Origin of the sequence: Pseudomonas sp. NPDC087690, assembly GCF_044743175.1 — a bacterium.
Taxonomy (GTDB): Bacteria; Pseudomonadota; Gammaproteobacteria; order Pseudomonadales; family Pseudomonadaceae; genus Aquipseudomonas.
On the sequence record NZ_JBIUVX010000001.1, the window covers coordinates 267,579 to 286,872 of the forward strand.

Annotated in this window: 19 protein-coding genes; 8 read left to right on the forward strand and 11 right to left on the reverse strand. The window is 53.6% G+C overall.

Annotated features, from left to right (window positions below):
* Positions 1 to 29: 29 nt before the first annotated feature.
* Positions 30 to 1,010 (forward strand): hypothetical protein, encoded by a 981-nt coding sequence (locus tag ACIPIZ_RS01105; RefSeq protein WP_157836059.1) that lies wholly within the window; start codon positions 30 to 32, stop codon positions 1,008 to 1,010.
* Complete coding sequence (locus ACIPIZ_RS01110; RefSeq protein WP_401163415.1) at positions 994 to 1,947, forward strand: DNA-binding protein; 954 nt, start codon at positions 994 to 996, stop codon at positions 1,945 to 1,947. Before ACIPIZ_RS01105 ends, ACIPIZ_RS01110 begins: the two co-directional genes overlap by 17 nt.
* 142 nt (positions 1,948 to 2,089) lie before the next feature.
* Here the strand turns inward: ACIPIZ_RS01110 and ACIPIZ_RS01115 are convergent, their stop codons facing one another.
* Positions 2,090 to 3,202 (reverse strand): site-specific integrase, encoded by a 1,113-nt coding sequence (locus ACIPIZ_RS01115; RefSeq protein ID WP_339464167.1) that lies wholly within the window; start codon positions 3,200 to 3,202, stop codon positions 2,090 to 2,092.
* 69 nt (positions 3,203 to 3,271) lie between these two features.
* Here ACIPIZ_RS01115 and ACIPIZ_RS01120 point away from each other — a divergent pair, with 69 nt between their 5' ends.
* Positions 3,272 to 4,141, forward strand: coding sequence for a DNA-binding protein (locus ACIPIZ_RS01120; RefSeq protein ID WP_401163417.1), 870 nt, complete (start codon positions 3,272 to 3,274; stop codon positions 4,139 to 4,141).
* 186 nt (positions 4,142 to 4,327) lie between these two features.
* Positions 4,328 to 5,092: a hypothetical protein gene (locus tag ACIPIZ_RS01125; protein WP_401163418.1), complete on the forward strand. Its 765-nt coding sequence runs from the start codon at positions 4,328 to 4,330 to the stop codon at positions 5,090 to 5,092.
* A gap of 529 nt (positions 5,093 to 5,621) precedes the next feature.
* Here the strand turns inward: ACIPIZ_RS01125 and ACIPIZ_RS01130 are convergent.
* Together ACIPIZ_RS01130 and ACIPIZ_RS01135 are read right to left on the reverse strand one after the other, a co-directional pair.
* Positions 5,622 to 6,248 (reverse strand): hypothetical protein, encoded by a 627-nt coding sequence (locus ACIPIZ_RS01130; RefSeq protein WP_401163420.1) that lies wholly within the window; start codon positions 6,246 to 6,248, stop codon positions 5,622 to 5,624.
* 5 nt (positions 6,249 to 6,253) lie between these two features.
* A complete protein-coding gene (locus ACIPIZ_RS01135) occupies positions 6,254 to 6,727 on the reverse strand; it encodes a hypothetical protein (protein WP_401163421.1) in 474 nt (157 codons plus the stop codon).
* 853 nt (positions 6,728 to 7,580) lie between these two features.
* On the opposite strand from ACIPIZ_RS01135, the gene ACIPIZ_RS01140 reads away from it, so the two are divergent.
* Positions 7,581 to 11,546 carry an NACHT domain-containing protein gene (locus ACIPIZ_RS01140; protein WP_401163424.1) on the forward strand — a complete coding sequence of 1,322 codons (3,966 nt, stop codon included), beginning with the start codon at positions 7,581 to 7,583 and terminating at the stop codon, positions 11,544 to 11,546.
* Positions 11,547 to 11,726: 180 nt separating this feature from the next.
* Here ACIPIZ_RS01140 and ACIPIZ_RS01145 read toward each other — a convergent pair whose 3' ends face one another.
* From ACIPIZ_RS01145 to ACIPIZ_RS01160, 4 genes are all read right to left on the reverse strand, one after another.
* A complete protein-coding gene (locus ACIPIZ_RS01145; RefSeq protein WP_401163426.1) occupies positions 11,727 to 12,251 on the reverse strand; it encodes a DUF3833 domain-containing protein in 525 nt (174 codons plus the stop codon).
* A 43-nt stretch (positions 12,252 to 12,294) separates the two neighbouring features.
* The gene (locus tag ACIPIZ_RS01150) at positions 12,295 to 12,852 is read right to left on the reverse strand and encodes a lipocalin family protein (protein WP_401163428.1); all 558 of its coding nucleotides are present in this window, start codon (positions 12,850 to 12,852) and stop codon (positions 12,295 to 12,297) included.
* A gap of 127 nt (positions 12,853 to 12,979) precedes the next feature.
* Entirely contained in the window at positions 12,980 to 14,260 is a 1,281-nt protein-coding gene (umuC, locus tag ACIPIZ_RS01155) for a translesion error-prone DNA polymerase V subunit UmuC (RefSeq protein ID WP_401163431.1), read from the reverse strand.
* Positions 14,247 to 14,678 carry a LexA family transcriptional regulator gene (locus tag ACIPIZ_RS01160; protein WP_008077459.1) on the reverse strand — a complete coding sequence of 144 codons (432 nt, stop codon included), beginning with the start codon at positions 14,676 to 14,678 and terminating at the stop codon, positions 14,247 to 14,249. The genes umuC and ACIPIZ_RS01160 overlap by 14 nt, the downstream gene beginning before the upstream one ends.
* A gap of 335 nt (positions 14,679 to 15,013) precedes the next feature.
* Here ACIPIZ_RS01160 and ACIPIZ_RS01165 point away from each other — a divergent pair, with 335 nt between their 5' ends.
* Positions 15,014 to 15,313, forward strand: coding sequence for a hypothetical protein (locus tag ACIPIZ_RS01165; protein WP_401163433.1), 300 nt, complete (start codon positions 15,014 to 15,016; stop codon positions 15,311 to 15,313).
* Positions 15,314 to 15,483: 170 nt separating this feature from the next.
* Positions 15,484 to 15,849, forward strand: coding sequence for a histone-like nucleoid-structuring protein, MvaT/MvaU family (locus tag ACIPIZ_RS01170; protein ID WP_401163435.1), 366 nt, complete (start codon positions 15,484 to 15,486; stop codon positions 15,847 to 15,849).
* A gap of 161 nt (positions 15,850 to 16,010) precedes the next feature.
* Here ACIPIZ_RS01170 and ACIPIZ_RS01175 read toward each other — a convergent pair whose 3' ends face one another.
* The 3 genes from ACIPIZ_RS01175 to ACIPIZ_RS01185 all read right to left on the reverse strand — a co-directional run bounded on the left by ACIPIZ_RS01175 (position 16,011) and on the right by ACIPIZ_RS01185 (position 17,431).
* Complete coding sequence (locus ACIPIZ_RS01175) at positions 16,011 to 16,685, reverse strand: HAD family hydrolase (RefSeq protein WP_401163438.1); 675 nt, start codon at positions 16,683 to 16,685, stop codon at positions 16,011 to 16,013.
* An 86-nt stretch (positions 16,686 to 16,771) separates the two neighbouring features.
* Positions 16,772 to 16,954: a hypothetical protein gene (locus ACIPIZ_RS01180; RefSeq protein ID WP_007917639.1), complete on the reverse strand. Its 183-nt coding sequence runs from the start codon at positions 16,952 to 16,954 to the stop codon at positions 16,772 to 16,774.
* Positions 16,955 to 17,110: 156 nt separating this feature from the next.
* Positions 17,111 to 17,431: a hypothetical protein gene (locus ACIPIZ_RS01185; RefSeq protein WP_401163440.1), complete on the reverse strand. Its 321-nt coding sequence runs from the start codon at positions 17,429 to 17,431 to the stop codon at positions 17,111 to 17,113.
* A gap of 228 nt (positions 17,432 to 17,659) precedes the next feature.
* Between ACIPIZ_RS01185 and ACIPIZ_RS01190 the strand changes: the two genes are divergently transcribed.
* Positions 17,660 to 17,896, forward strand: a complete 237-nt coding sequence (locus ACIPIZ_RS01190; protein ID WP_401163442.1) for a hypothetical protein — start codon at positions 17,660 to 17,662, stop codon at positions 17,894 to 17,896.
* Between the two features lie 264 nt (positions 17,897 to 18,160).
* On the opposite strand, the gene ACIPIZ_RS01195 is transcribed toward ACIPIZ_RS01190, so the two are convergent.
* Positions 18,161 to 19,222, reverse strand: a complete 1,062-nt coding sequence (locus tag ACIPIZ_RS01195) for an SDR family oxidoreductase (protein WP_401163444.1) — start codon at positions 19,220 to 19,222, stop codon at positions 18,161 to 18,163.
* Positions 19,223 to 19,294: the final 72 nt, after the last annotated feature.

Consider the following 19,294-nt stretch of genomic DNA (forward strand, 5'->3'; position numbering starts at 1 on the left):
GTGATGGCACATTCAGAGGCGCTTGTGCGATGTCGTATATCAAACCTGTTCGTCGACTGCGGGCCAGTTTCTTTGGCCACGCGTTGACTGTTGCCGCCGGCTGCGCGGCCACCGGGCCCGGACTTTCTCGCTGGGGAGACGCGTGGTGGGCGAAGCGAAGAGGGCGTGCGATGCCTGAGACGTTGAATCACAAGTGGCCCGACTACCTCACGGGCAGTTTTCCAAGGCAAGCGTTGCGCACGGCGCTGATTGAGGATTTTCCCTGCCTGCAGAGCGTGCTGGACGATCCACTCTGGCCATTATTGCAGCGCCTGGTTCATCCGCACGAAGACACTGGTTGTTGGGCTGCACAACTGCGTCTCAACCAATGTCCGTTTCGCTACTTTTCCGCTGCGCGCTTGATGCGCCTTTGCGGGATACCGGATTGGCGAAGGCTGGCAGGACTGCTTGCATTGATGGGCAGCGAGCGTCCATGTGACGCCCGTGCCCAGTCGTGGTTGCGTGCCGTATTCACTCATTACGTACTCTGTGTATGTCTTGATCTGCCTGGGCAGGCCGATCCACTGGGCCTCTACCGGATCCTGGAGGCGGCGAACCGTCTGGATAAGTTTGGCCCCTTGAGTGCCTGGCCAAATTCTCCGGAAGGCTTCCAGCGCAAGCTGTACCATTTGAAAAGGCTCAGGGCGCGTTTACAAGCCAGGGGATGGATGGTTGGATGGGCCTTCAGGGAGCGTTTGCTGTTTTGGCATCTATTGTGGGACCGACCCATGTTGGCCCGATTGCTCAGTAGTGCTGCGGTCGAACTCACCCGACGTGATCTCATCAGCCACACACGTCACAGGTTTCGCCAAGCCCAACGTGATCGTGTCAGCTTCACGGAGGTTTCGCCGGAGGCCTTGAGCTGGTGCGATCCCGCGCGAGGCAATACGCTGCCTTACGGGTGGAACCTATCGTGGGGCGGATTCAGCTCAGTCCGCTCAGGCAGGTTCGGCAATGATCCAGCCAAGTGATGAGGACATCTATGCCGCGGCCGATGCGGTTCTGGCCTGCGGCCGCAGTGCCACTGCCGAGCGCGTGCGCGCACACTTGGGGTGCGGGGACCCACAGCGTATTGGAGCGCTCCTCGATCGATGGTGGATCTGTCTGCTCGATCGCCTCCAGAGGAATACGCTGCCCGCCCCGATCAACCATGCCTTAAGCATGTTGTGGGAGCAAGCGACAGCGCAGGGGCGCCAGGAGGCTGAGCAGGCTTTTTCGGCACAGCGACAAGTCGGGGTCGAGAAGGCCCACAACATGGAGAAATCCTTCGCGAAGCGGCGTCAACAGCTTGAGGGGTTACTGGCCAAGGAACGGCGAGTATTCACCAATCAGCGCCAACGCTTACTGGACCGCAACGAGCGGCTGCGCGAGCAGCTTCGACAGTCACGCACAATCATCAAGGAAGCGAAGGTTGCCGTGCGGTTTGCGGAGCAAGAACTCAACAAGATGCAGCGGCATTTAGGTCTTTACGAAGTAATCGATGCGCAGCGCCGCCGGCATGCCCATAAGCAGACGCTGGAGTTTGATGCGATGACGCAGGAACTGTGTCGTCTTTTCACCTATGGTGCCGATCCCTCCGCAATATCCGCATCCGCATCCGCATCCGCATCCGCGACAAAGGACGCCGATTGTAATCTGTGGCGTGACTTTGCGCCGCTGTTGGAAGCGGCCCAGCACAGGCTGACGCCGTGGCTGGATGAGTTGCGCCGCCAGTTAAGCGTGGCGCCTGTCCAGGCGCTCGAGCCAGATGACTATCAGCGAGCCCGAAGCTTTGCTCAGGCGCAGGTGCTCAAGCAACTTCTCGACGAACTCCGCCTGCAGGCCGTTGGCTACAGCGCCGCAGTTGATGAGCTTTTTTTTCAACTCATGCCGCTGTACCTGCAGGCCAGGCAAACACTCAAGGATTGACGCGTCTGATTTCCGTGCCGTAGCCGGCGGACGTGCTAACAACACGGATGCGTGGGGTTGCTGGTGGCTCGGTCTTGCACTGCACGCTTGAAAACGTGGTTTGTCCGGTTGCCGCCTTCGCCTGTAGGCAAAGGATGTCGGGTTACTCGGGGCCGGGGGACACCTCCTGATCGTCGTCCTCCAGCAGTCGGGTGGCCCGGCTGGACAGCAAGGCGCCGGCCTGGAAATAGCCCATGACGGTGTTAACGCTGCGGTGTTCGGTCATTGCCATCACTTCACCTAACGGGACACCTTGGCGACCGGCTTCGGTGACGAAACCAGAGCGCAAGCTGTGCGCCGCCCAATCGCCCTCTAGACCGGCCAGCTTCGCCCGGCGCTTGATCATCCGGGCCACCGCATCCCCCGACAGGGCGGTCTCGGTTATCTGGCCATACTTGCGTATCCGGCGGAAAATCGGCCCGGTAGAGCAGGGCGCAGCCTTGAGCCAGGTATCCAGGGCACGTGCCGCGGCGCCACGCAACGGTTTTTCGCGGACCTGACCGCTGGTCTCGGTTTTGGTCGCGCCGAGCGCATACAGCCAGGTTTCTTCATCCAGGCGGCGCAAGTCTTCTATTCTTAAGGTCACCACTTCAGACCTTCGACGCCCGCCGCCACTCCATGCAAGTAACAGCAGGGCTTTGTCACGAAGGCCGCGTAGCCCATCGCTGCAAGTCGCCAGCAGCGCCTGCAGGGGTTCGCGAGTAAGGGCGGTTTTCTTACGGACGCGAATGCCTTGACGAACCTGAGCCTTGCCTGCCTCCCTGAGCAACGCGGCGACCGCGGGTGCGGCGCAGGGGTTGTCCCATTGCTGGAGTTTGTGCCACTTGCCCAGGACGGCCAAGCGATGGCTGACGGTGCTGAAGGCCAGTGGTCCGGGTTTGCCTTTAACCCCAGCCTTGCACAGGGCCAGGTCGGACTCGATGGGCAGCAGATGGTGCCAGGTCCCGTCAGCGGCGGGGCGCGCCAGATGGTCAACGATGAACTGCACAACGACCGGCACGGGGATGGCGTCATCGCCGAACACCCTGTCGTAGCGAAGCTGCAGCCAGGCTTGCCAATAATTCAAGGCGCTGCGGTAACTGCGCAGCGTGTTCTCGGCGGTACCGGCGGCAATAAAAGCCTCCGCGGCGGCCTGGGTGCTATGCGCCAGCACCGTGGGGTCTAAACGCGTTTTTTTGGCTGAAATCGGCTGAGCCGTTTTATTTAATACGTCCACCGTATTTTCCTATGTGCCTTAGGTCGGATAACATTTAATTATCAGATCTAATATATACGGAGGCAGGTCATGGCAGTAGGGGTGCCGGAAAATGAAGTGTTTGCGGCTGCGGATGCGGTGCTTGGCCGCGGCGAACGACCGACTGTGGAGCGGGTGCGCCTAGAACTGGGGCGAGGTAGCCCGGCGCGAGTCGGTGGACTGCTGGATATTTGGTGGGCACGTTTGGCCGAACGCTTGAACGGCGAGACCCGTTTGCCAACCTTACCTAGCGAGGTGTCACAAGCCTTCGTTTCTGTGTGGCAGCAGGCTACACATCTTGCACAAGGCGCGGCAGAGCTGACCCTAACTGAGCAGCGGCAAGTGTTGGATCTTGAGCGTGAACGACTCGCAGTAGTCGAGGATCAAGCTCGACAGGATGTGGCGAAGGGACGACAGCAGATGACAGAAGCGGTGGTGGGGCGTCAGGCCGCCGAACTGCGTCTGGCTGACCTGGAACTGCTACTGTCCCAACGTCAGACACAGATCGATGACCTGCAGCAGCAACGGGAGAGTTTGGCGCACGAGCGCCGCGAGGCCCAGCAGCACAACCTGGAATTGCAGCAGGAACTGCAGGCGTTACGACTCAAGGCCGAGCAGGAGCGTGTCGCGCAAGAAACCTATGTGCGCGGCGTTGAGGATCGGGCTCACCGCGAGATTGATCGTGCGCGAGAGGAGGGTAAGGCTGTTGCAAATCAGGTAAAAGCCGCCAGCCGAAAGAGTGACGATCTGCAGCGAAAACTGGAGTCGGCCCAGAGCGAGCTCAGCCAAGTGCAGCAGCGCGCCGCGGCTCAGTTGGCAAGAGCAGAAACCTTGGAGCAGCAGTTGATTCAGACTCGTAAGCTGCCCGAGACCAAGCGTAAGCCAAGAGCACCAAAAAACTCGGCGCTTGCCAAAACCTAAAAGCATCTTTCTTCACAAATGGCGGCTAACGGCCAGAGGCGGACGTTGGCTAACGACACGCTAGCGGCAAAAAAGGACTGTAGTAGCTAGTGTTAGACAAACCAGGCGACTAGAATTCGGACCCATCAAGAATAATCTGCCACCCGGCTCAAGAATTAACGAGGATTCCAGTAAGGCAGCTAATGAATGAATAAATGTCGTCTCTGCGGCCTAATCAAGCCGCTATTGGACTCGCACTCCATACCAAACTCATATTTCAAAGCCATCTTCAGAAAAAATAACGGGAAAGGAGTTTTACTCAGCGCACACGACGATCCAAACCACAAGTCCAGCAACAGCGGAGACTGGAAACTGCTTTGCAAAGAATGCGAGCAAGAAATAAATACTGGCTGCGAAAAATACGTAATAAACAAGTTCAGATACAAAAGAGGCGCAATAGAGTCGAGTCACTCTATTAGATTTAGCAATGTGGATTGCGCCAAGATTGTGAGATTCTGCGTTGCAATTCTCTGGCGCGCTTCCATATCCCCAGCAGATTTATTTCGTGGCTTCAAGTTGGATGGCCAATTAGAATCCATATTCAAAAACTATCTCAAAAGCAACTCAAACAATATCGATGAAAAGCTCTTCTCGATTTATATTTATAAATTATTCGACCCCAAAGATGTCCTTAATAAATTTGATAGCTCCTTTATTATGGCTCCCGTAACCCATAATAGAAAAGATTTCGATCTGCACCAGTTTGTGGTTGAAGGATTTCTTTTCAATATATCCACCCCTAGCCTTAGGCACAAAGACAGGAATAACATCAACTTAATAAAGTCAAATCACGATTTTATTATCTCTCCTCGAAGGTCTTGGTTCGAAGAAAAGGAATTGGTAAAGTTTCTCGCAGCAAGTGTCCATCGAGAGCAATCCAAGCGTGAATTAGAAGCTTTAAAATCGAACTAGTTGCTTATATTGCATCGAGAGTTAAGTAGACTCTCCATAGCCGATCAAGTTTGATCTTGTGGTTTTTGCTCATCAAACCCACCACATCACCAGACCGAAACTACAGATACTGCTTGGTCGTCTCCCTGCCGTATATGGACGAGATCAGCATCATGACTTTAACCAACGGTAGAGACAAATCAAGAGATATTTGCACTCCTGGCCGCTCTCTGCCGGTCACGATGGGCGAGAGCTGACCAGAAGCGATCTCGACCGTCCGCTTCCGTCAAAAGCGGCCATTTGCAAGCGGCCGCTTTTGACCCGAAGTTGCCGGCCAAGTGTTCACGGCCTTACTGTCAGGTCCCAATAAGGTGTCACCGACCTGGCCCCATAAGCATGGGGGGTGTTCTGCGATTCTGCACGGTCATGGCTTTTGCAAGTGGCGTAAGAAAACTAAGGGTATACGCCGCAAGGCTTCAATGATGAGGTGCTGTATTTGCTTGATGTCTACGAAGGTGAGTGGTGGTGTTCGAGAACCTGTCGACTACTGCTATTTTGGCTCCGATAAGCTCTGCTCAGTCGCTTCGCCATCCGCACTCAGTGCGCGAGCCTTATTTGCAGTTTCGATCCGCTCCAAACCTTCCGGCTGAGCTACATCAATCAAAACTCCTATCTCTTTAAAGTTATTCTTCTGTTGGCTAAGTCTCTTTTCGGCCTCTTTGGTAATTTTGACCTCTGGGTGAGTTAAAAGCAGGAGATTAACTTGAAAAGTTGGGCTTCTACTTGAGTTGGCAGCATGGTTATCTATCATGTCAGCAGAAACTGTTTTCCCGCTTTTTACATCAATTCTGATTTGGAGTTTTCCGTTCTCAGCGGCATTATCGAGAAACTCTAGGTTTTCTGGTTCGGTCGCGGTCATTGTGACGATCAATTCTTTTACTTCTTTGACACTTCCCCTCACGTCGATATCATGCCCGCCGTCTGGACAATTGGTGACGGATGGTCTCGTGACTTCCAAAGTTACGGTATTTTGAGCAAGCGTTGATAGCGCGGAAAGACATCTGTGCTCTGCTTTTCTTGCAATGTCGGCAGTCACTACAGCCGAGGCGGGGCCGATAACCAAGGTATTGTTGTCTGTAGTATTTTCTGGAGCCTCATTATTTTTAGCTGAACACATTTCTATCACCCTAGTTTCAGAACTGCATCAGGCTCGTTGACGTACTTTGTCTGCATCTCACTAAAAATATCAATGATGCTGATCAGAATTCGAAATCTTCCAATGGCCACTGACGTCGGATCCAATTCATTCTGGCTAGGAAGAATGTTAAATAAAGTAAGGTCCGAGCCTTTCAGTCGGGGGGATGCCGTATCAACTCCTAGATTTCGCAAATCATGCTCATGCTTAATCAAATCGTCGAACAAGCCTCGCAGCACGCTGATGATTTTAGGGATGTCAGTTCTGGCAAAGTGGTCTATTTCAAAAAAATCTTCTTTGGTACTGTCGTAATAAATCTTGCACTTCTGAGTAGGAAATTTTTCCCTGATAGCATTCAGCATTGAAGGGGGGATTTCCTCACACCTCGCAGTGCGCAAATCCTCTTCGATTAGATCATCACCATTACGATGATAGATCACCAAGTTTAAACTTGTAGACATTTACACTCCTTGTCTGTCAGCGAGATGAGTAGCACTGACAGAGAGTATATCCAAGAGTACCAGATCGCTAGAAGTAAAAATCGTTGATCAGACCGAAAGCGATTCCTAGTGTCGCCAGCAATTGGCCGAAAGCAATCGTTCGGGACAGACCGCTTCTGACCGAAAGTTGTCGTACCAGGTAGACCGCTTTCGGCCAGGAGCCGACTCTGCACCGTCCCCTACTCGATGAGAGGTAATTACAGCCGCTCATCAGTCCTACCGAGCTTGGTACAGGACTATTTTTGATGCCACAATGGCATCACTCCTCAATCCTAGGGTGATCTACCGTATGCGGAATGCATTAGCCGTACTAAGCACATTGTTTCTCAGTGCTTGCAGCGCGATGTCAATTGAGGAACTTAGAGAGACGACCCCGGCAGTTACACTAACCACTGACCGCTCTTCAGAGGATTTTTCTGCATGTGTCGTGGGAGCGTTCAACGAAAATGCTCGCGGATTCGAGATGATTCGGTTCGACGGCGCGAAGAGCTACCGTCGAGGCAATCGGACTACTATATCTGCGGATACAGGGACTCCGATGTATTTCCTTGATGTGACCCCAAGAAGCGATGGTGCTCCGGGGTCCAACGTTCAGGAGCGGCACGCCATCCCTGAACGTGACGCAGGGGGATACCTACAGCGCTTTCAAGGCCTAACAAGAAGCTGCTTAACTTGAAGAGATCGCATGTAGAGATTTGGTTCGGCCGCTACCGGCCAAAAGCGGTCATCGTATCTCTCTATATAGTGCTTCTCATAGGTTGGTAATCTAGTATCAGAAGGACTAAACCGCCCCCGATTGAGGCTACGTCACGACATGAATGAATGCGCAAATTTGATAGTGCATGCAGTCATCAAGCGAACACTGTGGTGTGAGACAAATGACAGTCGAATCATTCTGCCTCAGGACGACCTGCTAAAAAGAACCGAATCTCTCGTCATACTTGGTGAAGCGGGCATCGGAAAATCTCACCTGCTTGACTGGCTTGCAGCATCTCCAAATTACTCGCATTGCACCGCCCGCCAGCTGATCAACCGCCATGATCCGAATACACTACTAGGCGATGCCCAAATCCTAGTCATTGATGCACTCGATGAGGTAAGCAGCCAGAAGGATGGAGACGGGGTGGATCTTGTCCTTCGTCAACTCGGTAAGCTGGGGTACCCGCGCTTTATTCTTGCGTGCCGGGTGGCGGATTGGCGTAGCGCGACGGGTGTAGAGGCTATTCGCGAACAGTACTCTGAAAAGCCTCTAGAGCTACACATTGACCCGTTCACCGACGATGACGCTTCCGCCTTTCTCGGCGCCACACTTGGTTTAGCGGCAGCCAAAGGCGTGATTGAGCATTTCAACGCACGAGGGCTCAATGGATTGCTCGGCAACCCGCAAACTCTCGAGCTAATTGCTCGTGTTGCTGGGTCAGGGACGCTACCTGAAACGCGTAGCGAGCTTTTCGAGCGCGCCATTGAGGTTTTACGTGTCGAACATCGTGACACCAAGACCAGAAGTCAGCCAGGGAAGGAATCTGGCCTTGATGCTGCAGGCGCTGCATGCGCTGGTTTGATCCTAACTGGCAGTGAGGCCATTGTCCGGACTTCCGCAGCGAACGCTACCGAAGGTGAATTGCAACTGTCCGATGTATCTCTTCTTCCTGAAGGAAATGTCGTTGAAGCCATGTTAGGCACTCGCTTATTCAAAGCTAACGGCGTTGATCGCTTCACCTATCTTCACCGCCGGATTGGGGAGTACCTAGGGGCTCAATGGCTCTCGAAACAGGCCAATACCCCACAAAAACGCAGACGCCTCCTCTCAGTGTTTCATAACCGCGGTCTTGTGCCTTCAAGCCTACGGGGTATTCACGCCTGGCTTGCCTTAGACCCGGCTCTTACCAAAGCTGTGATCACCGCAGACCCAATGGGATTGATTGAGTATGGCGATGCAGATGTACTCACGGCGGATCAAGCTCGCTTGCTTATCAGCTCTCTGGAGCTTCTGGCAGAAGATAATCCGCGCTTTCGAGACTGGGGGCCGTATGCATTACTTGGTTTCAAGCATCCAGTGATCATCGAAGACATACGGCGATTGATCTCAACGCCTGATACGTCGTTTAACCTCAGCCTCCTGCTGCTCGAAGCAGTCAGGGGGAGTGGAATAGCATCAGCCCTGACGGATGATCTGCGAAAGATCCTCCTTGACCCGCAAGCATTTTTTGCGTGTAGGAAAATTGCTGGCGAAATTCTCGTCGAGGTTGATGACGAGACTGTCTGGCCAAACGTCCTTTACACCTTGAGCGGTTATGCAGATGAGCTGTCTGTTCGGCTGGCAATCGAAATGGCCGATGAAGTCGGCTACGAGCAATTTGATGCCAAATTGATTGTCGACCTCGTGATTTCCTATGCAACGAGTGGTAGCCGTACGGTTGGAGTATTGATGCGCTTGGAGAGGCACCTTCCAGATGGTCAGATAAAAGATGTCCTCGATCTCTTAGCTGTATCAGTTAAGAGTCTTGATGATAGGAATGAACACCCAGGGAACGACGTGTTGACCGACCTAGCTTATCATCTGATTGTTCGCGTCGTAGAGGCTGGCGGTGTCACTGCACAACAACTCTGGTCTTGGCTGGAACCTTTCCATACCCGTGATGGATATCAACGCGATGTTCATAAGAAATTACACGAGCTCATTCAGAGCGACGACAATTTGCGGCGGTCCGTTCAACGATTAGTGTTTTTAGAGCTGCTCAGTGATCACAATCCTTTTCAGCAATCTTGGCGGCTCAGCGAACGGTCGACCGGCTTTATACCGTCAGACACGGATGTAATTGCGCTACTTAATCGGCTCGACCCCAAAGATAATGGCGACGAACGCTGGCGCGATTTGGTCCAGCTTTCACGGCATGATGGTGAAGCAGGCGCGCAGGTACGTGCCGCTGCCCGAATTTTTGCTGCTCGCAGCCCTGATCTTTTGCAGTGGCTTGAAAAACTCGCAGACAAGACAATTCCCGAGTGGCAGATCAAACAGATCGAGAGCGAACGCAAGCGTCGCGTCGAGCAAGCGGTCCGTCATGCAGAGCACCGAAATCATTTTTCTTTTCACATTGAGCAAATGCGCTCTGGAGATTGGGGGGCTCTAGTCAACCCTGCTAAAGCTTATCTGAGCCTCTTCAACGACATTGAAGAAGCACCCGCTCATACGAGGATCGGACAGTGGCTTGGAGATGATATTGCTGAGGTAGCGCACGCTGGGTTCGAAACATTTCTAATGCTCAATTCTCCCGAACCTACTGCGCAGCAGATTGCAGAGAGCATTGCAGAAGGGAAGCATTACGAAGCAGCGTACATTATCGTTGCCGCACTCGCCGAGCGCCATCGTAAAGAAGTAGGGTTCGATGATCTTACTGATGAGCGCTTAATGGCTGGACTGTTTGAGCTTCGCCATAGCCGCATCGATGATCATGCAGGAATCTTGGGGCTCACTGAAGCTGTCGAGGCTTCGATCCAGATTCGCGGTGGCTGGCAAGGAGCAATGAAGCTCTACCATGAACCGCAATTACTGCTACGGCGCGAATATGTAGATGGTCTCTACTCGCTGATGCACGACCAAAGTAATATCACCATGACTACCCAACTCGCTGCAGAGTGGCTGGAGCGATTTCCAGACTTACCGATAGGTCCAGAAATAGAGCTGGTTGATAGGCTCATCCGCTCCGGCCGGTTTGACGAGTTACGCCGAATCTTAGCGCTTCGATGTGCGTCGATGGACGAAGAGCGCCGTCGTACTTGGGTTGCGATTGGCGTTATTGTTGATTTCCACGCTAGTGTTACGCAGCTTGGTGCTAGGCCGATCGAACCTGAACTGCTCTGGCACATACGAAATCGAATCAGCAATCGCAACAATGATGACACCGATGTCCACCTTAATGCTGCGCAAAGCGAGTGGATGATCAATACGTTTCGACCGCTTTGGCCAATGGTGCATCGCCCGAGTGGGACTTCGTCAGGCAATGCAAATTCTTGGGATGCAAGCAGTTTCATCGTCCAACTAATCCGTCGCCTTGGCAATGACACCAGCGATGAAGCAATCGATGCACTGGCCCGACTAAGGGACACACCTGTTGATGGTTATTCTGAAGAGGTCAAGGTTGTTATTGCTGAACAGAAGCGCATCCGCGTCGAAGCGACCTATGTTTCTCCCACGCTTGCTGTTATCAACGCGATCACACGAAATCTTGCCCCTGTGTCCCTTGTGGACCTACAAACTCTTGTAATTGAAGAGCTTGCCATCGCCCAAGCGAAGATACGGAGCGACGATGCTGAGTCCTGGCGCGGATTTTATAACGATAAAAGTAATCCGTTCGTTGAGGAGCGTTGCCGTGATCACCTTCTAGGTCTTCTCAGACAAGGGGCGTCGGGATTCGCTTTTGATCCGGAAACACATGTTGCCGCTGACAAGGAAGTTGATATCACTTGTTCCGCTGGCACACTTCGAATTCCGATTGAGATTAAAGGGCAATGGCACTCCGAGCTCTGGACAGGATCAGATAGACAGCTTGATGCGCTTTACACTCCAGATTGGCGAGCGGAAGGGTATGGTATTTATCTCGTTCTCTGGTTTGGAGAACAAGAACAAGCTACCAAGAGGTTGAAAAGTCCAGGTCGACACGACCCCCTCCCCAAAACTGCCGATGAACTGAAACAAATGCTCATTGCGAAGAGCAGGTCTGCACGAGAAAGCAGAGTCGCCGTTTTTGTTTTAGATCTTGTGCGAAGCATTCCCTGTTAGAAGTAAAGCTGATGGCAGTAATATTGACGATCGTAAGATAACGGCCTATTTCTACTGAGCTGCTTTGGAGCATCGCAAACAATTCATCCAAGTGCATTTTCGAAAGACCGCAACCAGTCAACCGAACCTCTGGTAACGAATGTCTGCTTATGGCCGATAGTGGCCTGTCCACACGCAACCTCAAGGCCGCTTGCGGAAGAACAAGGTGATCTGGCCGACCTCCACGCCGAACTTGCTCATGAACGAGCGATTTATCAGAGTGTTTTTGTCCATCAGGTACATCCAGTCGTCCAGATGAACCTCGTACTCCTTGCCATCCACCGGAAGGTTCAGCACATATTTCCAGCGCAATGCGTTGCCTGCCACCTCGCCAAGCGCATCGCCCACCACGTCGCCAGAGGTTCCGCGCCATTGGCCAGGACCAGCAGGGGTTAGCGTCCACACGCGTTTTTGCGTAGTACCGTCGCTGTAGGTAAACGCTTCATCGAGGATCAGTCTGCGGCCTTCGGAGTGACCATTGATCACCACATGAATGCGCTTCGTGACCTCGCCTGAGCGCTTTTGAAACATGCCCCACGCTTCGACCCGGCCCTCGAAGAATTCGCGCAACTCAAGCGTGGGCGATTCGTGGCTGTAGGTCTGCACATCCACCTGGCTGCAGCTTGCTAGGCCAATGCATAACAGCAGTAACCATCTCTTGAGCATGCGTACTTCCTCCAAGGTCTACGGGCTTGCCCAGCCATGCTGACTAAGGCTTGGTCGGGTCTGCCGGACGCCAGATCAGTTTGCTGGTGTCATACCCCTGTTGCTGAGCAATCTTCAGCAGCTGCTCGCGGTTGACGCCGTTAATTTCAGAGGCGCGTGAAAGCACCCACAGATATTCCCGGTTCGGGTGGCCGACCAGTGCGAACTGGTAGAACGGGTCGTGGTAAAGGACCCAATACTCGCCCTTGGTTATTCCTGGCGCGATGCGGCTGAACCAGTTATCAAACTGCACCCACAGTTTGTCTGTCTTGCCTGGCTGCTGCGATTCGGCGATTCCGCGTACCTCTTTCCATTCGCCATCCTGTTCCCTGCAACGATTGGTGACGTCAATGCGGCCATCATCACGCAGACCGTAATGCGCTTCTGACTGCTGGCAATTGCGCTGGAAGAGCATAGGCAACCTGGCCTGCTCGTACCAGGTGCCCTGGTATTTCTGCAGGTCGACTTGCATGGTGGTGGGAGGGGGCTCCTCGCGCGAGCCTGCGCACCCGGCGAGTGCCACACCCAAACAGGAAAGCAGAACGATCTTGCGTATCGACATAGAGACCTCCAGGTTGTCAGGAGAAACGCACATGTCATTGGAGGTAGGTGAGCGTGAAAAGTGCTATCGATTTGCAGTCGATACGATGGCCCGCTCATGCAGGCTGCCGTGCGCTTTCAACGACCTCTTACCTGGCCATTACCGTCCACAGCTGATCAACCTTCGTCGTGTAGCTCTGACTCATCAACTCCCGGCGCATCGCCCAATCAGGCGCCGCCGGCACGCTGGCCAGGCGAAGAACTCCCTTTCCCCAACGGCCATTAATTTCATCGAGGACGGTCATCACTTTGTCCGCCGTAACGGGCTGGGAATGTGCAAACAGGTCATCCGTGAATTCACCGGGCTGGCGCAAATCCATCAGCAGAACTTCCGCTTTGCTGTATTTGAAGCCTGGTCGGAAGAGGCGATTGATCGCTTCGGTCGCAGCCTTGGTCATAAGTCGAACGTCGTTTGTCGGGTAGGGGAGTTCGACGAGTGCGCCGTTCGCGTACTTCGCTTCTTCGGGATTGAACATGCCTGTCCTGATACTCACGCGGATCTTCTTGCACAGCGAGTTTTGCGCCCTGAGCTTTTCCGCCGCGCGCTGGGTGTAGGTGGCGACGGCCTCCTTGATCGGCTCGATCTGCGTGAGCCGGGTGCCGAACATCCGGCTACAGCAAATCTCTTGCTTGGGTAGGTCAGCTTCACCCAGTTCCAGGCAGGAGGTGCCGGCAAGCTCGCGAGCGGTCTTTTCGATTACCACGCTGAATTTCTGGCGAAGCATCCACGGATCGGCTTTCGCCAAGTCCATGGCGGTCTTGATGCCCATCGTTTCCAGGTGCGCCTTCATGCGCTTGCCAATGCCCCAGACCTCGCCGACATCGGTGTTGCGCAGCGTCCAGTCGCGTTTGAACGGGTCGCACAGATCCACCACACCACCGGTGATATCCAACAGCCGCTTGGCGGTATGATTGGCGAGCTTCGCCAGCGTCTTGGTGCGGGCAATACCCACCCCGACTGGAACCCCCGTGCGCTTGAAAAGAGTGGAACGCATATGCCGCCCAAAAGCAGACAGATCGCCTGGGACGCCGATCAGATCGGCAAACGCCTCGTCAATGCTGTAGACCTCGAGCGCTGGCACCATCGATTCGATGATCGTCATGACGCGTTCGCTCATGTCGCCATACAGTGCGTAGTTACTGCTGAAGGCCACGACTCCATGCCGGCGAAGGTGATCTTTTATTTGAAAGTACGGCTGGCCCATTTTCACGAAAGGCTTGGCGTCGTAGCTGCGCGCGATCACGCAGCCGTCATTGTTGGACAGCACCACAATAGGTGTCTTTGCCAGGTCGGGTCTGAACACTCGCTCGCAGCTCGCGTAGAAGCTGTTGCAGTCAATTAGGGCAAAGACTGGCTCAAGTGTTTTCATGATTGCGCACGCTGTATTTCACCACACCCCAGATCACCAACTCATCGCCCTCCATGACATGCCTTGCCGGGTATTTTGAATTCTCTGATAAAAGCATCACGGCGTTCTCGCGCAGAAGCAGACGCTTGCAGAAGGGCTCGGAATTGAGTGCTGCGATGACAATATCGCCGCTGACCGCATCGATGCTTCGATCAACCACCACCAGATCACCCGAATAGATGCCGGCGCCCTGCATGCTGTCGCCATCAATTCTCACCAGGTACACGTGCGGCGCGCGGATATCGAACAGTTCATCGAGGGAAATGTGTTTTTCGATGTGATCAGCCGCAGGGGAGGGGAAACCCGCCGGCACCCTGGATGAATAGAAGGGAAGCTTTATGCCGCCAGACGCGAGAGGGCCGAGGATGGTGATGCTCATGATGCAAGCCTTAAGAGGTTAACTGTACGTATATACAGTTAACGATTTGCTTCGCTTGCGGTCAATCTCATAGGTACGACAATTCGACGGGTGACACCCTGTGCGGACGCTACTCGATCTGCGAATCGATGGACCACTGTACCAAGGAGCTTGCGCTAGAGCAGATGGTGATACTTTGGCCATTAGGGCGGTACAACATTGCGCCTTCTACGATTGCCCGAGCTCGATCCGAGACGTGTTTAACCAACCTTGGCGGGTGTGAGGTGCCGACATTTGGAACGCCCCCCTGTGCCCGTAAGTCTACCTGTCTCTGCTTATTGGTAAGGTACAGCGCAATGGGTAAGACAATCACCGTCGATCAACTCGCTACCACCGACCTGAGATCAATCAACGAGATATGGCTCGGCCAGACTCATACCCAGCTATGCCTATGGCGTGGTGAACAAGTCTTCACCCACGAAATGATGAGCGAGGGCACCCACTATCAGAACGTCCGACGCCTGTGCTTGCAATTGGTCGACCCTGACGATCAAGCCGCCGTTGCCAGCGTTGAGTTGATCGTGCGCGAACAGCTAAAAAGGATGGGCAAGGAGGGCGAGTTTTATCCGGCTGAGGAGGCGGATACTCATCAATAAGAAAGGGAGCAATCGGCCATGCACAGGGAATCAACTCTGGGCCTATTGTCGCGTGGAAACAGATATTAATATCGGCTGTCCGGGTGAGAGACCTCAGGCGCTACTCCTTGTAAGTGCGGGCTGTGATTTATCGTGTAACCTTCTTGTATCACTCACATCGAGAATTTCTTATGTCTAAACTCGCCGAATTCCGTCAGCTCGAAAAACACCTCGCCGAACAACTCCAAGCGCTTGAGGCGCTCAAGGGTGATGCTGGTCTCAAGAAAGAAATTGAATTCGAAACCAAACTGCGTGATTTGCTCGGGAAATATGGCTACAGCCTTAAGGACGTGGTCAACCTTCTTGATCCGCAAGCAGGTCGTCGCGCTCCAGCCGCCGAGTCCAAAACTGGTAGTCGCAAGCCTCGTCAGTTGAAGGTCTACAAAAATCCGCACACCGGCGAAGTTGTTGAAACCAAGGGTGGTAATCACAAGACGTTGAAAGACTGGAAAGCTAAACATGGTTCTGCGACTGTCGAGTCTTGGTTGGCCAAGTGATTTTGGTTTAAATACAAAAGGGCCTGACAAGGCCTTTTTTAGTAATTCGTTTTTTAGTCAACTTGGGGGTGACTTCGTAGCTCTATTCAGGTTGTAGGCGCGGCGTCTTCTGCCCAGTACGTTGGCAGGGCGGGCGTTTGTATTAGGTGTCTAGAGAGAGCTCACTGACGTGAAGCAATCTCGTCCAGGTGCTGCAGCAGTGCCAGAGGATCCTCGTAGACTCGGAGTGCACCTGCACGTTCAAGCTCTCCTGTGTCATAACCACCTGAAAGCAGCCCTATACCGGTGGCCTTGCAGCGTCGTGCGGCAAGCATGTCCCAGATGGCGTCGCCGATCACCAGGCAATCTTCGATGGGTACATTGAGTTTGCTTGCAGCGGCGAGGAAAAGGTCTGGATCGGGCTTGCCATACTTGACGTCATCACGGGTGATGAGATTCACCTCCGAGATATTCAAGCCCAATGCCTTCAGATTTATCGCCGCAGTGTCCATGCCACCGCTGGTCGCAATACACCATTTGAGCTGATCGCGGTTCAGAGTATCGAGAAGCTCGATAGCGCCAGGCAGAGCGCTTATCTGACCCTGCAGATCCTTGTAGGCTTTATCATGTTTATCGCTGAGTCTTTTAGCCTGGTCTGGTTTGATTTCCAGGCCGGTCTCACGGGCTAGCATCTTGAGCATCAGCCCGCCGCTCATACCGATTTTTCTGTGAATTCGCCACATGGCCAACGGTATGTCTTCTGAGTCGAGCGCAGTTTTCCACGCAAAGACATTCTGGTAAACGCTATCAGTCAACGTGCCATCCAGATCAAATAAGAATGAGGTTTGCTGGCGCATACGTGACACCTCCATTAAGCAAATTTCAGGTAGTAGATATCGCGTATTCGAAATATCGGTCGCACCGAGTACCAAGGGTGCTGACGTTAATCCTTGAGTCTTTCCAAGTCGGCTGGGCCGGGTTCCACACGTGGTTCGTCGCCAAGGAACTCATCTTCCCTAACCACTCGTTCATCATCCGTTAAGCCTGTTTCTGACACGTCCGAGACGAGAGCAGAATCTTTCAGTGCTTTGCTTTTTTTTGATGAAACGGAGCTTTTTTCAGTCATAAGATTTCTCCTCGCCCCTTGAAATTCGAGGCGCTCAATTTTTCGAAAACATATGCTCTGAGTCGTTCCGTCTTTCGCAAATCTCAAAGCGGAGCAACCGCAGCGCATGAATGCCACTGCGGTTTCCATCGCCTTACTTCCGCCTTGAGCCAAGGGTTAATCAGACGCATGAAGCAATCTGAACCATTCAGCATAAGGGGAGTTAGTGACCCGGAATCGATTGAAATCAGGACTGCCATCAACCCACCAAACAGGGCCCCGCTCACCAAGCGCTACTTTGGCCAGTTGTACTTTTTCCCGAGCGCGCTTCATCTGCGATTCGTCTTCCGCATCCTTTGCTTTCTTCACCTCCCGTCGAGCTGCCATGAGTGCATCGACGAGACGCTGGCGCACGTCCTCTTGCAATGATGGATTGGAACAGCGCCACAGCTGCCCTTTGACAACGAAGTAACGACCGTCAGGTGTTACTGAATGCATTCCTCACCTCCGATCTTCAAAGGCCGCTTCTCCAGATACTTCATGATGAAGTCCTCAGATTCGCTGGTGTTGCGATAGAGGATGGGGTCTCGCGCAACGTTCCATCGAGATGACTGAAAGGCTGAATGACAGGTTGGCGACGGTCGGTAACCCAATAAATCGAACACTCGAAATACCAACCCTCTCAAAGCTACATGCCCCCACCATTGAGGGTACTGAGAGGTGTCTATGAATCACGATCCTAAGCTTCAAGGCGGTATGGGTGAGGACGACCCAATGCCCACGTCACCCGATCCATTGAGCCCGGGGCGCACTGAGGTTGACCCGATGAAGGAGGATGGCATTGACGAACTGCCGGATAACGAGGGTGAGCGTCCGCTTGATGACGACCTCGGGCTAGACCCTGAGCGTGTGCGGGAGGAGACGGATAATGCGGTGATGGATACTCAGCAGGATCCACGCTGACGGGGTGACAGCACGCTTGCTGATTGGCACGCGGAGGTCGCAGTATCAACGATGACTGGCACGTTCAAGCCATAGTGCGGAGCACATCACATAAAGACACTGATCTCTTTGTTCGGCACAAAAAAAGACCCGCGATGGGGGCACGGGTCGGGAAACTTAAACTTAAGGAGCTGTCACAACCGTACACCCGCCAATGTGAAATTATCGTGATGGGAGTAGCGCGGTTGTTTCGGTGGAAAAATCAGACAGCGTTGCTGGCAGAACCTAGGGTATCAAGCGCATCTCGCGTAGTTTGTCGAACACGTCGAAAAATGCCTGATCGCTTGCTTGATACGCAGTGAAGCCCATTGCACGGCTTTTCGACATATCCGTGACTACTTCGATGGGTCGGCCGAGATCTGCATTGGTGTGCCATGGGGACACCAGGCGACCAATATCGGATTCTTTCAAACCGTGTTCCGCAACCATTTGCGTCCATGCTGCCTGGTCGTTATCCATCTGCTTCTCGAGCGGCGAAAGTGAAGCGGGATAATCGGCAGCAGGCAAGTCGAAGTAGTCGGCAATTCGGCTCCACATCCATTTCCAACGGAATACATCGCCATTAGTGACATTGAATGCCTGATTGGCCGCAGCCGGCGCGGTGGCCGCCCACAGTTGTTGTTTCGCCAACTGCCGGGCGTCCGTCATATCGGTAAGGCTGTCCCACTGCACTTTTGATCCTGGAAACACGAAAGGACGATTGGTCTGTTTGCAAATCGAGGCATAGACGGCGAGGGTGGTTGCCATGTTCATCGCATTACCCACAGCAACCCCGGTGACGGTATGCGGGCGATGAACGCTCCAGGTGAAGCCGTCCTTTTCAGCAGCGGCGAAGAGTTCGTCCTCCTGGGCATAGTAGAAATTCTCGACATCCAGCCGACCCTGCTCTTCGCGAAACGGTGTCTGCGGAAGGCTGCCCTTACCATAGGCTTCGAATGGGCCGAGGTAGTGTTTCAGGCCAGTCACCAGTGCTACGTGCTTGACACTCTTGGCTGGGCGAATGGCGTCGAGCACATTGCGAACCATGGCGGCATTGACACGAATGTTCTCGGCCTCCGTGGCTTGCCGTGACCATGTGGTAATGAACACGTGAGTGGGTTTCAAATCCGCAAGCGCATGCTCCAGCGAGGCAGGATCCTGAAGGTCCGCCGCGACAGGAATCACGCCTTGCGCTTGCGAAGGGTGCCTCGAGAGCGCGGCGACCTGCCATTTGTTGTCGATGAGTAACTGGGTGATGGCGCTGCCGACGATACCGCTGGCGCCCACGACCAAAGCTGTCTGGGTCATACGTTTCTCCTGGATTTAGATCTGGGAGTACACGACAGCAACAGAGGTTCAACCTGAACCGAATCCGCATTA

Coding starts and splice junctions, on each gene's coding strand:
- ACIPIZ_RS01105 (WP_157836059.1), top strand. CDS start 30: ATGTCGTATATCAAACCTGTTCGTCGACTGCGGGCCAGTTTCTTTGGC.
- ACIPIZ_RS01110 (WP_401163415.1), top strand. CDS start 994: ATGATCCAGCCAAGTGATGAGGACATCTATGCCGCGGCCGATGCGGTT.
- ACIPIZ_RS01120 (WP_401163417.1), top strand. CDS start 3,272: ATGGCAGTAGGGGTGCCGGAAAATGAAGTGTTTGCGGCTGCGGATGCG.
- ACIPIZ_RS01125 (WP_401163418.1), top strand. CDS start 4,328: ATGAATAAATGTCGTCTCTGCGGCCTAATCAAGCCGCTATTGGACTCG.
- ACIPIZ_RS01130 (WP_401163420.1), bottom strand. CDS start 6,248: ATGTGTTCAGCTAAAAATAATGAGGCTCCAGAAAATACTACAGACAAC.
- ACIPIZ_RS01135 (WP_401163421.1), bottom strand. CDS start 6,727: ATGTCTACAAGTTTAAACTTGGTGATCTATCATCGTAATGGTGATGAT.
- ACIPIZ_RS01140 (WP_401163424.1), top strand. CDS start 7,581: ATGAATGAATGCGCAAATTTGATAGTGCATGCAGTCATCAAGCGAACA.
- ACIPIZ_RS01145 (WP_401163426.1), bottom strand. CDS start 12,251: ATGCTCAAGAGATGGTTACTGCTGTTATGCATTGGCCTAGCAAGCTGC.
- ACIPIZ_RS01150 (WP_401163428.1), bottom strand. CDS start 12,852: ATGTCGATACGCAAGATCGTTCTGCTTTCCTGTTTGGGTGTGGCACTC.
- umuC (WP_401163431.1), bottom strand. CDS start 14,260: ATGAAAACACTTGAGCCAGTCTTTGCCCTAATTGACTGCAACAGCTTC.
- ACIPIZ_RS01160 (WP_008077459.1), bottom strand. CDS start 14,678: ATGAGCATCACCATCCTCGGCCCTCTCGCGTCTGGCGGCATAAAGCTT.
- ACIPIZ_RS01165 (WP_401163433.1), top strand. CDS start 15,014: ATGGGTAAGACAATCACCGTCGATCAACTCGCTACCACCGACCTGAGA.
- ACIPIZ_RS01170 (WP_401163435.1), top strand. CDS start 15,484: ATGTCTAAACTCGCCGAATTCCGTCAGCTCGAAAAACACCTCGCCGAA.
- ACIPIZ_RS01175 (WP_401163438.1), bottom strand. CDS start 16,685: ATGCGCCAGCAAACCTCATTCTTATTTGATCTGGATGGCACGTTGACT.
- ACIPIZ_RS01180 (WP_007917639.1), bottom strand. CDS start 16,954: ATGACTGAAAAAAGCTCCGTTTCATCAAAAAAAAGCAAAGCACTGAAA.
- ACIPIZ_RS01185 (WP_401163440.1), bottom strand. CDS start 17,431: ATGCATTCAGTAACACCTGACGGTCGTTACTTCGTTGTCAAAGGGCAG.
- ACIPIZ_RS01190 (WP_401163442.1), top strand. CDS start 17,660: ATGAATCACGATCCTAAGCTTCAAGGCGGTATGGGTGAGGACGACCCA.
- ACIPIZ_RS01195 (WP_401163444.1), bottom strand. CDS start 19,222: ATGACCCAGACAGCTTTGGTCGTGGGCGCCAGCGGTATCGTCGGCAGC.